This is a genomic window from Xenophilus sp. (assembly GCF_044462705.1).
GTDB lineage: Bacteria > Pseudomonadota > Gammaproteobacteria > Burkholderiales > Burkholderiaceae_C > Xenophilus > Xenophilus azovorans.
The window spans coordinates 17,029-32,011 of the sequence record NZ_JBIQNC010000031.1; the positions used below are offsets into that span (position 1 = coordinate 17,029).

Annotated in this window: 11 protein-coding genes and 1 pseudogene; 6 read left to right on the forward strand and 6 right to left on the reverse strand. The window is 69.9% G+C overall.

The window, feature by feature from the left end; genetic code table 11:
* Positions 1 to 3,474: pseudogene (locus ACIY1X_RS07650) on the reverse strand (excinuclease ABC subunit A); the annotation flags it as partial.
* Positions 3,475 to 3,703: 229 nt separating this feature from the next.
* Here ACIY1X_RS07650 and ACIY1X_RS07655 point away from each other — a divergent pair.
* The gene (locus ACIY1X_RS07655; RefSeq protein WP_038216122.1) at positions 3,704 to 4,807 is read left to right on the forward strand and encodes an ABC transporter substrate-binding protein; all 1,104 of its coding nucleotides are present in this window, start codon (positions 3,704 to 3,706) and stop codon (positions 4,805 to 4,807) included.
* 18 nt (positions 4,808 to 4,825) lie between these two features.
* On the opposite strand, the gene ACIY1X_RS07660 is transcribed toward ACIY1X_RS07655, so the two are convergent.
* Both ACIY1X_RS07660 and ACIY1X_RS07665 read right to left on the reverse strand, forming a co-directional pair.
* On the reverse strand, positions 4,826 to 4,981 hold the full coding sequence (locus ACIY1X_RS07660; RefSeq protein WP_399679552.1) for a hypothetical protein: 156 nt from the start codon (positions 4,979 to 4,981) through the stop codon (positions 4,826 to 4,828).
* 119 nt (positions 4,982 to 5,100) lie between these two features.
* Positions 5,101 to 6,795 carry an MFS transporter gene (locus ACIY1X_RS07665; RefSeq protein WP_399679554.1) on the reverse strand — a complete coding sequence of 565 codons (1,695 nt, stop codon included), beginning with the start codon at positions 6,793 to 6,795 and terminating at the stop codon, positions 5,101 to 5,103.
* Positions 6,796 to 7,094: 299 nt separating this feature from the next.
* Here ACIY1X_RS07665 and ACIY1X_RS07670 point away from each other — a divergent pair, with 299 nt between their 5' ends.
* Complete coding sequence (locus tag ACIY1X_RS07670; RefSeq protein WP_399679556.1) at positions 7,095 to 7,553, forward strand: DUF2846 domain-containing protein; 459 nt, start codon at positions 7,095 to 7,097, stop codon at positions 7,551 to 7,553.
* 49 nt (positions 7,554 to 7,602) lie between these two features.
* On the opposite strand, the gene ACIY1X_RS07675 is transcribed toward ACIY1X_RS07670, so the two are convergent.
* From ACIY1X_RS07675 to ACIY1X_RS07685, 3 genes are read right to left on the reverse strand one after another with little or no spacing between them, the layout of a single operon-like run.
* Complete coding sequence (locus ACIY1X_RS07675) at positions 7,603 to 8,247, reverse strand: 2-hydroxychromene-2-carboxylate isomerase (protein ID WP_399679559.1); 645 nt, start codon at positions 8,245 to 8,247, stop codon at positions 7,603 to 7,605.
* Positions 8,244 to 8,498 carry a DUF1289 domain-containing protein gene (locus tag ACIY1X_RS07680; protein WP_399679562.1) on the reverse strand — a complete coding sequence of 85 codons (255 nt, stop codon included), beginning with the start codon at positions 8,496 to 8,498 and terminating at the stop codon, positions 8,244 to 8,246. The genes ACIY1X_RS07675 and ACIY1X_RS07680 overlap by 4 nt, the downstream gene beginning before the upstream one ends.
* Positions 8,495 to 9,007 (reverse strand): YbaK/EbsC family protein, encoded by a 513-nt coding sequence (locus ACIY1X_RS07685; protein ID WP_038216111.1) that lies wholly within the window; start codon positions 9,005 to 9,007, stop codon positions 8,495 to 8,497. Before ACIY1X_RS07685 ends, ACIY1X_RS07680 begins: the two co-directional genes overlap by 4 nt.
* 323 nt (positions 9,008 to 9,330) lie before the next feature.
* Between ACIY1X_RS07685 and nirB the strand changes: the two genes are divergently transcribed.
* The 4 genes from nirB to ACIY1X_RS07705 are packed head-to-tail and all read left to right on the forward strand — an operon-like array spanning position 9,331 to position 14,887.
* A complete protein-coding gene (nirB, locus tag ACIY1X_RS07690; protein WP_399679566.1) occupies positions 9,331 to 11,853 on the forward strand; it encodes a nitrite reductase large subunit NirB in 2,523 nt (840 codons plus the stop codon).
* Between the two features lie 17 nt (positions 11,854 to 11,870).
* Entirely contained in the window at positions 11,871 to 12,218 is a 348-nt protein-coding gene (gene nirD, locus ACIY1X_RS07695; protein ID WP_038216105.1) for a nitrite reductase small subunit NirD, read from the forward strand.
* 52 nt (positions 12,219 to 12,270) lie between these two features.
* Positions 12,271 to 13,134, forward strand: coding sequence for a formate/nitrite transporter family protein (locus tag ACIY1X_RS07700; RefSeq protein WP_399679569.1), 864 nt, complete (start codon positions 12,271 to 12,273; stop codon positions 13,132 to 13,134).
* A 10-nt stretch (positions 13,135 to 13,144) separates the two neighbouring features.
* Positions 13,145 to 14,887 carry a protein kinase gene (locus ACIY1X_RS07705; protein ID WP_399679571.1) on the forward strand — a complete coding sequence of 581 codons (1,743 nt, stop codon included), beginning with the start codon at positions 13,145 to 13,147 and terminating at the stop codon, positions 14,885 to 14,887.
* The last annotated feature ends 96 nt before the right edge of the window (positions 14,888 to 14,983 follow it).

The window sequence follows — 14,983 nt, forward strand, 5'->3', positions numbered from 1 at the left end:
GCAGTGCTGCACGCCCAGCTTGACGTACAGCAGGCGCAGGAAGTGCCACACCTCGGTGGTGGTGCCCACCGTGCTCTTGCGGCCGCCGCGCGAGAGGCGCTGTTCGATCGCCACCGTCGGCGGGATGCCGTAGACCGCGTCCACCTCCGGCCGGCCGGCCGGCTGCACGATGCTGCGCGCGTAGGCGTTCAGCGATTCGAGGTACCGCCGCTGCCCCTCGTTGAACAGGATGTCGAAGGCCAGCGTGGACTTGCCCGAGCCGCTGACGCCGGTGATGACGCTGAACTTGCCGCGCGGGATGTCCACCGACAGGTGCTTGAGGTTGTGCTCGCGGGCGTTGACGATCTCGATGGCCTCGCGGCCGGGCGCGGGAGCGACGGCGTACTGGGCGGGCTTCTCGCGCACCGCCAGCGCGGCCGGGCCGAGCGCGGTCTCGTACGCCGCCAGCGCGGCGCCGGTGTGCGAGCCTTTCATCTCCCGCACCTGCTCCGGCGTGCCGACGGCCACCACCTGGCCGCCGCCCTCGCCGCCTTCGGGGCCGAGGTCGATCACCCAGTCGCTGGCGCGGATCACGTCCAGGTTGTGCTCGATCACGACCAGCGAGTGGCCGGCGTCGAGCAGCTTGCGCAGCGCGCGCATCAGGCGGGCGATGTCGTCGAAGTGCAGGCCGGTGGTCGGCTCGTCGAAGAGGAAGAGCGTGCCCTTCTTCGCCAGCGGCTGACGCGACTTGGCCGCGCCGTTGGCGGCCTCCGCCAGGAAGCCGGCCAGCTTGAGGCGCTGCGCCTCGCCGCCCGAAAGCGTGGGCACCGGCTGGCCGAGCTTCACGTAGTCCAGGCCGACGTCGACGATGGGCTGCAGCACGCGCTGCACCTCGCGGTCATTCGCGAACACGGTGAGCGCCTCGGCCACGGTCAGTTCGAGGATGTCAGCGACGGTGTAGGCCTCCATGACCGTTCGCCCTGAGCCTGTCGAAGGGCTGGTCCCGGCTTCGACAGGCTCAGCCCGAACGGCTCGGGGCCGCTCGATCGTCACTTCCAGGATCTCGGGCCGGTAGCGCTTGCCGTCGCAGTCGGGGCAGCGCAGGTACACGTCCGAGAGGAACTGCATCTCCACGTGCTCGAAGCCCGAGCCGCCGCAGGTCGGGCAGCGCCCGTCGCCGGAGTTGAAGCTGAACTTGGCGGCCGTGTAGCCGCGCTGCTTCGCCAGCGGCGCGGTGGCGAAGATCTCGCGCACCGCATCCCAGGCGCCGACGTAGCTGGCCGGGTTGGAGCGCGCCGTCTTGCCGATGGGCGACTGGTCGACGAACACCACGTCGCTCAGGTGGTCGGCGCCGAGCAGCCGGTCGTGCGCCCCGGCCAGCTCGGTCGGCTTGCCGAAGTGGCGCATCAGCGCCGGCGCCAGCACGTCCTGCACCAGCGTGGACTTGCCCGAGCCGCTGACGCCAGTGACGGCCACCAGCCGCTGCAGCGGGATCTCGACCGTCACGTCCTTCAGGTTGTGCTCGCGCGCGCCCTCGAGGATCAGGCGCGGCGTGCCCTCCGTGACGGCGCGCTTGAGGCCCATGCCGATGTGCTTGCGCCCGCCCAGGTACTCGCCGGTGAGCGTGTGCGCGCCGCGGAGCAGCTCGACCGGGCCGTCGAACACGATCTGCCCGCCGCGCGCGCCGGGGCCGGGCCCCATGTCGATCACGCGGTCGGCCGCCAGCATCACGGCCGGGTCGTGCTCCACCACCACCAGCGTGTTGCCGGCGTCGCGCAGGCGCTGCATGGCCTCGGTGATGCGGTCCATGTCGCGCGGGTGCAGGCCGATGCTGGGCTCGTCCAGCACGAACAGGGTGTTGACCAGCGAGGTGCCCAGGGCGGTGGTGAGGTTGATGCGCTGCACCTCGCCGCCGGAGAGGGTGCGGCTCTGCCGGTCGAGCGTGAGGTAGCCGATGCCGACGTCGTGCAGGTACTTCAGGCGCGTCGTGATCTCCTCGAACAGGAGACGCATCGCTTCGCGCTGCCCCTCCTGCGGAGTGGACGTGGACCCACCCCCTCCTAAATCCTCCCCCCTCCAGGGGGAGGACTTCTGCGCATCAAAGAACTGTCGAAGCCGCTCGATGGGCATCAGCATCAGGTCGTGCAGGCTGAGGCCGGGCAGCGCTTCGAGCTGCTCGCGCGTCCACGGCACGCCGACCGGCATGAAGCGCTTCGCGGGCGGCAGCGCCGCGTCGGCATCGGCCTTGCTGCCCAGGCGCCACAGCAGGCTTTCGAGCTTGAGCCGCGCGCCGCCGCAGGTGGGGCACGGCGTGTAGCTGCGGTACTTGGACAGCAGCACCCGGATGTGCATCTTGTACGCCTTGCTCTCCAGGTAGGCGAAGAAGCGGCGGATGCCGTACCACTGCTTGCTCCAGTTGCCTTCCTTGTAGTTGGGCGTGCCCTCGATCACCCAGTGCTTCTGCTCGGGCGTGAGCTTGGCCCAGGGCGTGTCGCGCGGGATGCCGGCGCTTTCGGCATGGCGCATCAGGTCGTCCTGGCACTCCTTCCAGGCCGGCGTCTGGATCGGCTTGACGGCGCCCGCGCGCAGCGTGAGCTTGTCGTTGGGCATGACCAGGTTCCAGTCCACCCCGATCACGCGGCCGAAGCCGCGGCAGGCCTCGCAGGCGCCGACCGCGGAGTTGAAGCTGAACATCGAGGGGATCGGGTCGGCGTAGCGGATGTCGCTCTCGGGGCAGTGCAGGCCGGTGGAGAAGCGCCACAGCTCGGGCTCGACGCCTTCCTCCGCGGGCAGCGCATAGACCGTGACGCGCCCGGTGCCGCGCTTGAGCGCGACCTCGATGGCCTCAACCACACGCGCGCGCTCGGTGCCCGACATGCGGAAGCGGTCGGCCACCACGTCAAGCACCTTGCGCGGCCCGGTCGGCGTGCCGACCTCGCGCTGCGCCTGCACGCGCGTGAAGCCGCTGGCGGCCAGCCACTGCTCGATCTCCTGCTCCGTCGCGCTGGCGGGCAGCTCGACCGGGAAGGTCACGACCAGCCGCGGATCACCCGCCGACTCGGCCCGCCGCTGCATCTCGGCGCAGATCGTGTCCGGCGTGTCGTGCCGCACCGGCAGCGCGGTCTGGCGGTCGAAGAGCTGCGCCGCGCGGGCGAACAGCAGCTTCAGGTGGTCGTTCAGCTCGGTCATCGTGCCGACCGTGGAGCGCGAGCTGCGCACCGGGTTGGTTTGGTCGATGGCGATGGCCGGCGGCACGCCTTCCACCCGGTCCACCGCCGGCTTGTCCATGCGGTCGAGGAACTGGCGGGCGTAGGCGCTGAAGGTCTCGACGTAGCGGCGCTGGCCCTCGGCGTAGAGGGTGTCGAACACCAGGCTGGACTTGCCCGAGCCGCTGGGGCCGGTCACCACCGTCAGTTCGCCGGTGCGGATGTCGAGATCGAGGTTGCGAAGGTTGTGCTGGCGGGCGCCGCGGATGCGGATGGAGCCGGAGGTCATGCCGTGGGGGTGCTGGGAGCGGTTCGGGCGGGAGGGGCGGAACATTCTGCCCGTGCCGGGCGGTTGCGGCTGCCTGGGGTCTTTGGCGCCCTGGGGCGGCGGCTCCCGTGCACTACGCCACACGCGGGCGCCGCGGTCTCCGGGTTAGTACCCACTCCGGAAAGTGCCACACCAGAAACAATTGAAACTCTTTGTTTCTCGTCCGCAACATCTTCCATCGGAGATTGCCATGCCCCTGTTTCGCCTTGGCGGCAGCGCCGCGCTGCTGTTCGCGCTGAGCATGTCGAGCGCCAGCGCCCAGATCGTGATCGGCCAGACGGCCGGCATCACCGGCCCCGTGGCCTCCAGCGTGAACGAGACGATCGCCGGCTCCCGGCTGGTCATCGACGCGGTCAACGCGCAGGGCGGCGTGAACGGCGAGCAGATCGAGGTGGTGCGGCTGGACGACGGCTTCGACCCCAAGCGCGCCGCCGAGAACGGCCGCGTGCTGATCGAGGAGAAGAAGGCGGTGGCGCTGTTCCTGACGCGGGGCACGCCGCACACGCAGTCCATCATCCCGCTGCTGGACAAGCACGGCGTGCCGCTGATCGGCCCCTCCACCGGCGCGATGGTGCTGCACAAGCCGCTGCAGCGGCACGTGTTCAACGTGCGCTCCACCTACCAGCGCGAGGCCGAGAAGGCGGTGCAGCACCTGAGCACCGTCGGCATGAACCGCATCGGCGTGGTGTACGTGACCGACTCCTTCGGCGCCGACGCGCTGGAAGGCGCCAAGACCGGCTTCGCCAAGGCCAAGCTGGATCCGGCCGCGCTGGTGCAGGCCGACCGCGACAAGCCGGACTACAAGACCATCGTGCCCCAGCTCGTGCAGGCCCAGGTGCAGGCGGTGCTGTGGATCGGCTCCGGCACCGCGGTGGTGGAAGGCGTCAAGGCGCTGCGCGCCGCGGGGTCGGCGGCGCAGGTGGTCACGCTGTCGAACAACGCCTCGTCCGGCTTCATCAAGTCGCTGGGCGACAACAGCCGCGGCGTGATCGTCACGCAGGTCTTCCCCAGCGAGCGCTCGATCGGCACGCCGATGGTCCGGGAGGCGATGGCGCTGGCCAAGGGCAAGGAACTCTCGCCGGCGATGCTGGAGGGCTTCGCCTCCGCCAAGGTGCTGGTCGAGGCCCTGCGCCGCGCCGGCCCGGCGCCGACCCGGGCCAAGGTGCTGGCCGCGCTGGACGGGCTCAAGAACTTCGACCTGGGCGGCCTGGAGGTGAGCTACTCGCCGCAGGACCACACCGGCATCGACTACGCCGACCTGTCCATCATCAGCGAGGGACGCTTCAGGCGCTGAGCCGCCGCGGCGGGCGGGCTACTTCGAGGCGCCGCCCTCCGGCGCCGCGGCGGGGGCATGCTGGATGTCGCCGCCGTGCTGCTCGCCGCCCATGTCGATCTTGTCGCCCGCCTGCATGATGACGAACAGGGCGACGGCGGCGAACACCACGAAACCCACGGCCAGCTTCCACATGACATCTCTCCTGATCGGATATTGAACGGACCGGTCCCCCGGTTCAGCAAAAGGGCCTCCTCGGAGGCCCTTTTGCTGAACCGGCGCCGCCGGCAAGGCGGCGCCGGGCACGGCGTGGATCAGTCGTTGGCGTAGATGTCCACGTCCTTGGTCTCGCGGATGAACAGCGTGCCGATCACCAGCGTCATGGCGGCGATGATGATCGGGTACCACAGGCCGTTGTACATGTTGCCGGTGGAGGCCACGATGGCGAAGGCGGTGGTGGGCAGCAGGCCGCCGAACCAGCCGTTGCCGATGTGGTACGGCAGGCTCATCGAGGTGTAGCGGATGCGCGTCGGGAACAGCTCCACCAGCATCGCGGCGATCGGACCGTAGACCATCGTCACCAAGATCACCAGGTAGGTCAGCAGCACCACCAGCATCAGCTTGTTCATCTTCGCCGGGTCGGCCTTGGCCGGGTAGCCGGCCGACTTCAGGTCGTCGGCCAGTTCCTTCTTGAAGGCGGCGATGGACTTGGCCGAGGCCTCGTCGAACTTGTGGTTGGCCACCACGCCGGTCGGGGCGGTCACGGTCTTGTCGCCGATCTTCACCACCGCCGGGCTGCCGGCCGGGCCGGCCACGTTCTCGTAGCTCACCGAGTTCTGCACCAGGTAGCGCTTGGCGATGTCGCAGGAGCTCTTGAAGTCGATCTCGCGCGCCACCGGGTTGCCCTGGAAGGAGCAGGTCGCCGGGTCGGCCGTCACGGTCACGCCGGCCTTCGCCTGGGCCTGCGCCAGGTCGGGGTTGGCGTACTCGGTCAGCATCTTGAAGACCGGGAAGTAGGTCACCACCGCCAGCAGGCAGCCGGCCATGATGATCGGCTTGCGGCCGATCTTGTCGGACAGGGAGCCGAAGATGATGAAGAAGGGCGTGCCGATCAGCAGCGCCGCGGCGATCAGCAGGTTGGCGGTGGTGAGGTCCACCTTGAGCTGCGCCGTCAGGAAGAACAGCGCGTAGAACTGGCCCGAGTACCAGACCACCGCCTGGCCGGCCGTCAGGCCGAGCAGCGCCAGGATCACGATCTTCAGGTTCTTCCACTCGCCGAAGGACTCGGACAGCGGCGCCTTGGAGGTCTTGCCCTCGGCCTTCATCTTCTGGAAGGCGGGCGATTCGTTCAGCGACAGGCGGATCCACACCGAGATCCCCAGCAGCAGGATGGACACCAGGAAGGGGATGCGCCAGGCCCAGGCGGCGAAGGCGTCCTCGCCGAAGCCGGTGCGCACGCCCAGGATCACCAGCAGCGACAGGAACAGGCCCAGCGTCGCCGTGGTCTGGATCCACGAGGTGTAGGCGCCGCGCCGGCCGTGCGGTGCGTGCTCGGCCACGTAGGTGGCGGCACCGCCGTACTCGCCGCCCAGGGCCAGGCCCTGCAGCATGCGCAGCGCGATCAGGATCACCGGCGCGGCCACGCCGATGGTGGCGTAGCTGGGCAGCAGGCCGACGATGAAGGTCGACAGGCCCATGATCAGGATGGTGACCAGGAAGGTGTACTTGCGCCCGATCATGTCGCCCAGGCGGCCGAACACGATGGCGCCGAAGGGCCGCACCAGGAAGCCGGCGGCGAAGGCCAGCAGCGCGAAGATGAAGGCCGCGCCGGCGTCCAGCCCGCTGAAGAACTGCTTGGCGATGATCCCCGCCAGCGAGCCGTACAGGTAGAAGTCGTACCACTCGAACACCGTGCCGAGCGAAGAAGCGAAGATAACCTTCCGCTCCTCCGCCGTCATGGGCCGGGGGGCCGGGTGCGGCATCCCCTTCGAATCCAGTGTGGCTGCCATTGCTGTCTCCTCGTGAATGGAATGATCGGCCCGCGGAACCCGGGCCGTACTTCATTCTTTGGAGGCGGACTGACCCTTTCCTTGCACCAAACTGAATCTTTTCTGACAACCCGAGGGTGAACCCGGAGCCAATGTTTCGGATAAAGAAAAAATCGGACCGCGCCCCATCTGCCAAGGGAAAACACCTACCTTCTCCATTGAACCAGTCCCCCGGAAACACGGTGTTACCATGCCGTTGCATCGCAGATGCGCTGAATTCACGGTATCTCGCGAAGACTTAATTCCGAAAGGGGAGGATCATGAAGAAGATCGCTTTTATTGCGCTGGCGTCGGCCTTGTTCACGGGTTGCGCATCCGTTCAGATGGAAAGTCAGGAGGCCTCGGACAAGGCCAAGCAATTCTCGGCGCCGTCGGCAGGAAATTCGGGCCTGTACCTTTATCGAGACAGCGCCGTTGGCAGAGCGCTGAAGAAGGATCTCCGTGTCGACGGCAAATGCATCGGGGAATCCGCACCGGACGTCTTCTTCTATACCGAAGTGGCCGGCAATAAAGAGCACGTGATTTCTACAGAATCGGAATTCTCGCCAAATACGCTCACCTTGCTGTTCGAGGCCGGCAAGAGTTATTTCGTGCGGCAATACATCAAGCTCGGCGTATTCGTTGGCGGCGCCGATCTCGAGGTCATTCCTGAAGCCCAAGGCAAGGAAGCCGTGGCGAAGCTCGAACTGGCAACGCAGGGCACCTGCAACAGCCAATAGGCCGCACGCGCCCCGGCGTGCGGGGCATCGAACGTCGGCGACGCCGGGCTCAGCCCTTCGCCAGCGCCGAAGGCCGCTGGTCGGCCTCGTCCCACCGCGATCCGGCGAACCAGTCGTCGCCGGTCAGGTAGGCGCGCAGCATGGCCAGGCCGTCGAAGCCCCAGAACAGGCGCCCGTCGACCACGAAGGCCGGCGTGCCGAAGACGCCCTGCGCGATGGCTTCGTCGGTGTTGGCCTTGAGCCGCGCCTTGACCTCGTCGCCGGCCGGGTCGCGCGCCGGCTGCAGCCGCTGCGCGAGCCCGGTCAGCCGCGCCGGGTCGGCCGCCTCCTGGCCGCCGCGCCAGACTTCGCGGAACACGGTCTCGGCCAGGTAGCGGTTGATCTGGCCGCCGGGCAGCGCCGTCGCCGCCAGCGCCAGGCGCAGGTGCGGCAGCGGGTTGTAGGGGTGGGTGGCCGGCATCTCGATCGGGATGCCGTGCGCATGGCCCAGCCAGAGCACGTGGCGATAGGTCCAGCTCCGCTTGGCGGGGATCTCCGCCGGCGCCCGCTGGCCGTGGTGCCGCACGACGGCGCCCAGCAGCACCGGCTTGTAGGCCACCTCGTGGCTCAGCCCTTCCAGCGCCTGCGGCAGGTGCTCGAAGGCGAGGTACGCGTAGGGGGAGATGAAGTCCAGGTAGAAGTCGATGTGTTTCATGGGTAGGCCGTTGCGTGCGCGATGCGCTGTTCCACCCGCGACCAGACGGCGAGGCGGGCGGGGTCGTCCAGGGTGCGCCAGTGCGCGATCTCTTCGAGGGTGCGGAAGCAACCTTCGCACAGGCCGCTGGCGGCGTCCATCCGGCACACCGAGATGCACGGCGAGGGCACCGGCTCCAGGCCCTGCGCCACGGCCGAGCGCACCAGCCGCGCGCGCTCGAGCACGGGGTGCAGGTGCAGCGGCGCGTTCATCCACCCGCCGCCGGCGGCTGCACCACGTCCGCCACGGGCGCGCCGCCGGTGAGCGCTTCCAGATCCTGCGGGCGCAGGCGGAACACCGCGTGCGGATGTCCGGCCGCGGCCCAGATCTCGTCGAAGCGGAACAGTTCGCGGTCGATCAGCACCACCGGCGGCGTGGCGTGCGCCACCGGCGAGACGCCACCGATCGAGAAGCCGGTCTTGCCCTTGACGAAATCGGCGTCGGCGCGGCCGGTCTTGCCGACCAGCGCATCGACCTTCTTCTCGTCGACGCGCCGGTCGCCGGAGGTGACGACCAGCACCGCCGCGTCATCGGCCTTACGTCGGAAGACGATGCTCTTGGCGATCTGCCCGAGCGCGATGCCCAGCGCGTCGGCCGCCTGCTGCGCGGTGCGCGCCGCGTCGTCGAGCATGCGCGGCGCATGGGGATGCCCGCTGGCCTGGAGGTGCCGGGCGACGCGCTGGACGCCGTCGGGCAGGGAATGGAGTTCGGAACCGCACATGGCCCCGATTCTGCCGCGATGCACCAATCCGGACCGCTGCGCGCCGCCGGATGCACCCGACTGCGCCGTCTTCCCGCTTCGCGGGCCGCTGCGGCGCCCGGATCGGCAGGCACGGCCCTTGCATGGCACTGGTCGCCGAGCCGCGGGCAGCGTTGCCCCGATCCGCTCGACACCTCCGCCAACGCCGGCGGAACCCGATCGAGCTGACGCCCCCCGCGGGCAGCCAGCCCGGTAGTTCCAACACGACTTCGCACTCGTGTGCCGGCGGAAGTGCCTTCCTGCACCCCCCTTCAGCCGGGCCCGCGCGTGCGTGCAGGACCGACATGAAGATCATCGTCATCGGCCACGGCATGGTGGGCCACAAGTTCCTCGAGCAGCTGCACGCGCTCGGGGTGCCGGGTGCGGAAGTCACCGTGCTGTGCGAGGAGCCGCGTCCGGCCTACGACCGGGTGCATCTCTCGGACTTCTTCTCGGGCCGCAGCGCCGAGGACCTCTCGCTGGTCGAGCCCGGCTTCTTCGAGAAGACCGGCTTCACCCTGCGCCTGGGCGCGAAGGCCGTCGCCGTCGAGCGGCGCAACAACACCGTCACCACGGCCGACGGCGAGGTGCTGCCCTACGACCGGCTGGTGCTGGCCACCGGCTCGGTGCCCTTCGTGCCCGCGGTGCCGGGCCGCGACCGGCCCCACTGCTTCGTCTACCGCACCATCGAGGACCTGGAGGCCATGCAGGCCTGCGGCGCGCGCAGCCAAAGCGGCGTGGTCGTCGGCGGCGGCCTGCTCGGCCTGGAGTGCGCCAAGGCGCTGCGCGACATGGGCCTGGAGACGCACGTGGTCGAGTTCGCGCCGCGCCTGATGGCGGTGCAGGTGGACGAAGGCGGCGGGCGCACGCTGCGCAGCAGGATCGAGGCGCTGGGCGTGCACGTCCACACGGACCGCAACACGGTGGAGATCACCGATGGCGCCAGCGCGCGGCACCGCATGGTGTTCGCGGACGGCACCTACCTGGAGACCGACATGATCGTGTTCTCCGCCGGCATCCGGGCGCAGGACGCGCTGGCGCGCCAGTGCGCGCTGGCCGTCGGCCCGCGCGGCGGCGTGGCGGTGGACGACCACTGCCGCGCCAGCGACCGCCACGTCTACGCCATCGGCGAGTGCGCCTCGTGGAACGAGCAGGTGTTCGGCCTGGTCGCGCCCGGCTACGAGATGGCGCGCGTGGCGGCCAGGCACATCGCCGGCGACGCGCAGGCCGCCTTCACCGGCGCCGACATGAGCACCAAGCTCAAGCTGATGGGCGTGGACGTCGCCAGCATCGGCGACGCGCACGGCCGCACGCCCCGTTCGCGCACCTACCAGTTCATCGACGAGCGCAAGCAGGTCTACAAGAAGATCGTCGTGAGCGGGGACGGCAGCAAGCTGCTCGGTGCCGTGCTGGTGGGCAACGCCGACGAGTACGGCACGCTGCTGCAGATGGCGCTGAACGGCATCGCGCTGCCGGAGGCGCCGGAGTTCCTGATCCTGCCTTCGGGCGACGGCGCGGCGAAGCCGGCGCTGGGCATCGAGGCGCTGCCCGACAGCGCGCAGATCTGCTCATGCAACAGCGTCACCAAGGGCGCGATCTGCGCCGCCGTCGGCGAAGGCGCCTGCACCGTGGCCGACATCAAGGCCTGCACGAAAGCGGGCGCCACCTGCGGCGGCTGCGTGCCGCTGGTCACGCAGGTGATGAAGTTCGAGATGGCGCGCCGCGGCATGGCGGTGAACAACCACCTCTGCGAGCACTTCGCCCACTCGCGCCAGGAGCTGTACCACCTGGTGCGCGTCGGCAGGATCCGGACCTTCGACGAATTGCTCGACAAGCACGGCCAGGGCCTGGGCTGCGACGTCTGCAAGCCGGCGGCGGCCAGCATCCTGGCCTCGTGCTGGAACGACTTCGTGCTCCAGCCCCAGCTCGCCAAGCTGCAGGACAGCAACGACTACTTCCTCGGCAACATCCAGAAGGACGGCACCTACTCGGTGGTGCCGCGCATGCCCGGCGGCGAAGTGACGCCCGACGGCCTGATCGCCGTCGGCACGGTGGCGAAGAAGTACGGCCTGTACACCAAGGTGACGGGCGGCGCGCGGGTGGACATGTTCGGCGCGCGGCTGGAGCAGCTGCCGCTGATCTGGGAGGAGCTGATCGCCGCCGGCTTCGAATCGGGCCATGCCTACGGCAAGTCGCTGCGCACGGTGAAGAGCTGCGTCGGCTCGACCTGGTGCCGCTACGGCGTGGATGACAGCGTGGGCCTCGCGGTCGAACTGGAGAACCGCTACAAGGGCTTGCGCGCGCCGCACAAGATCAAGTTCGGCGTCTCCGGCTGTACGCGCGAATGCGCCGAGGCGCAGGGCAAGGACGTGGGCGTGATCGCCACCGACAAGGGCTGGAACCTCTACGTCTGCGGCAACGGCGGCATGAAGCCGCGCCACGCCGAGCTGATCGCCTCCGATCTGAAGAAGGACGAGCTGATCCGCCTGATCGACCGCTTCCTCATGTTCTACGTGCGCACCGCCGACCGGCTGCAGCGCACCAGCACCTGGCGCGAATCGCTCGAAGGCGGGCTGGACTACCTGAAGGGCGTGCTGATCGCCGACAGCCTGGGCATCGGCGCCGAGCTGGAGGCGCAGATGCAGCACGTGGTCGACACCTACCAGTGCGAGTGGAAGACCGCCGTCACCACGCCCGCCACGCGCGCTCGCTTCCGCAGCTTCGTCAACAGCGACCGGCCGGACGAGCACGTCGTCTTCGTCGAAGAGCGCGGACAGATCCGCCCCGCGCGCCCCGAGGAGAAGAAGGCCGCCGCACTCCCCGCCTGAATCTCGAGGACACGACCATGAAGCCCGACTCCCCCGACACCCTGCAGTGGGCCGCCGTGTGCGCGCTCGACGACATCCTGCCCGACACCGGCGTGTGCGCCCGGGTCGGCCACCGGCACGTGGCGGTCTTCCGCGTCGGCGCCGAACGGCTCTACGCCATCGACAACGTGGACCCGAAGTCCGGCGCCAGCGTGCTCTCGCGCGGCCTGGTCGGCAGCCTGGGCGAGCGCATCGTCGTCGCCTCGCCGCTCTACAAGAACCACTTCGACCTCGCCACCGGCGAATGCCTCGAAGCGCCCGAGCACTCGGTGCGCGCCCATGCCGCGCGCGCCGAGGGCGGGCAGGTCCTGGTCCGGCTGGCCTGACCGCTCTTCTCCTCCATCCCCGCCCCCCTTCCCCTCTCCCCAAGGAAATTCCATGGCCTACCTCGCTCCTGCCGAGTTCGTGACCAAGATGGTCGACGCCGGCGAATCCAAGCTCCTGATGTCCACCCGCGACACGCTGATCCGCGCCTACATGGCCGGCGCCATCCTGGCGCTGGCGGCGGCCTTCGCGGTGACGGTCACCGTCAACACCGGCAACGCGCTGGTCGGCGCGATGCTGTTCCCGGTCGGCTTCATCATGCTGTACCTGCTGGGCTTCGACCTGCTGACCGGCGTGTTCACGCTGGCGCCGCTGGCCGTGTTCGACCGGCGCCCGGGCGCCACCTGGCGCGGCGTGCTGCGCAACTGGGGGCTGGTGTTCGCCGGCAACTTCGCCGGCGCGCTGACGGTGGCGGTGTTCATGGCCATCATCTTCACCTTCGGCTTCTCCGAGGCGCCCAACGCCATCGGCGTCAAGCTCGGCCACATCGGCGAGGGGCGCACGGTGGGCTATTCGGCGCACGGCGCGGCGGGCATGCTCACGCTGTTCATCCGCGCGGTGATGTGCAACTGGATGGTGTCCACCGGGGTGGTGGCGGCCATGATGTCCACCAGCGTGTCGGGCAAGGCCATCGGCATGTGGATGCCGGTGATGATCTTCTTCTACATGGGCTTCGAGCACTCGATCGTCAACATGTTCCTGTTCCCCACCGGCCTGATGCTGGGCGGCAACTTCACGCTGATGGACTACTTCATCTGGAACGAGCTGCCCACCGTGCTGGGCAACCTGGTGGGGGGCCTGACCTTCGTCGGCATGACGCTGTACGCCACCCACTACAAGACCGCGCCCAAGCGCGCCGCGCCGGCCGCTTCCGCCCGCACCGAGGCGAAGTCCTCGACGCGGCGCGCCCTGGCCTGAGCGCCGCCCGGTGCCGCCGCACGCTCTGCCGCGCGTCTCGGTCGGCCAGCACTCGGCGGCCGGCCGCAACGGCCCGAACCAGGACTTCCACGGCGCCATGCTGCCCGCCGGCCACCTGCTGGCCGCCAAGGGCATCGCGCTGGCGCTGGTCGACGGCATCGGCTCCAGCCGCGTGAGCCAGGTGGCCAGCGCGGCGGCGGTGCGCGGCTTCCTGGACGACTACTACGCCACCTCCGAGGCCTGGTCCACGCGCCGCTCGGCCGAGCGCGTGCTCGGCGCGCTCAACGCCTGGCTGCACGCCCAGAACCAGCGCGGCGACGCGCGCTTCGACAAGGACCGCGGCTACGTCTGCACCTTCAGCGCGCTGATCCTCAAGGGCCGCCGCCTGCACCTGCTGCACGTGGGCGATGCACGCATCTACCGGGTGCATGCGCAGGCGCTGGAGCAGCTGACGCAGGACCACCGCGTGCGCGTCTCGGACGAGGAAGCCTACCTCGGCCGCGCCCTGGGCATAGGCGCCCACGTGGAGATCGACCACCACGACTGGGAGGCGGAGCCGGGCGAGCTCTACCTGCTGGCCACCGACGGCGCGTACACGCACCTCGACGCGGCGACGGTGCACGAGACCGTCGCCGGCTGCGGCGGCGACCTCGACGCCGCCGCCCGCATGCTGGTGGCGCAGGCGCACGACCGCGGCAGCGAGGACGACGCCACCGTCCAGTTGCTGCGAGTGGATGCGCTGCCCGAGCCCGGCGCCGATGCGTTGCACCGGCAGCGCGAGACGCTGGCGCTGCCGCCGCCGCTGGCGGCCGGCATGCGCTTCGAAGGCTTCACCGTGCTGCGCGAGCTGTTCGTCGGCCCGCGCAGCCACGTGCACCTGGCGCGCGACGACGCCACCGGCCGGCACGTGGTGCTGAAGACGCCCTCGGTCGACCTGCAGGACGACGCCGCGCACCTCGACCGCTTCGTGCTGGAAGAGTGGGCAGCGCGGCGCATCGACGGCCCGCACGTCGTGAAGGCCGCCACGGCCGAACGGCCGCGCCGCCACCTGTTCGTGGCGCTGGACTTCGTCGAGGGCCAGACGCTGGCGCAATGGATGCGCGACCATCCCCGGCCGCCGCTGGAGGCGGTGCGCGCCATCGTGGAGCAGGCCGCGCGCGGCCTGCAGGCGCTGCACCGGCGCGAGATGCTGCACCGGGACCTGCGCCCCGAGAACCTGATGATCGACGCCGCCGGCACCGTGACCCTGATCGACCTGGGCTCGGTGCACGTGGCCGGGCTGGCGGAGCGGCTGGACGCGCCACAAGCGCCGGCGGTGGAAGGCACGCTGCAGTACGCCGCGCCGGAACTGCTGCTGGGCGAAGGCGCCAGCGAGCGCTCGGACCTGTTCGCGCTCGCCGCGATCGCCTACCAGATGCTGACCGGCCAGTTGCCCTACGGCCTGGACGCCGCCCGCGTGCGCACGCCGGCCGACCTGCGCCGGCTGCACTGCGTGCCGCTGCGCCACCACCGGCCCGAACTGCCGGCCTGGGTCGATGCCGTGCTGTACAAGGCCCTGCAGCCCGATGCGCAGCGCCGCCAGGAGGCGGTGTCCGAGTTCGTGCACGACCTGCGCGCGCCGGGTCCGCAGTTCCTGCAGCGGCGCCCCGTGCCGCTGGCCGAGCGCGACCCGGTGCGCTTCTGGCAGGGGATCGCGCTGCTGCTGGCGCTGGCGGTGGTCGTGCTGATCGCTCTGCGGGTGTTGGGGCGCTGAGATGGCCGCCACCCCGGGGGTGTGAGGGGGTGGCCGCTGGTCCGTTCAACTCCCCTCACCCGTTCACGCTGAGCCTGTCGAAGCGCGGCACCCGGC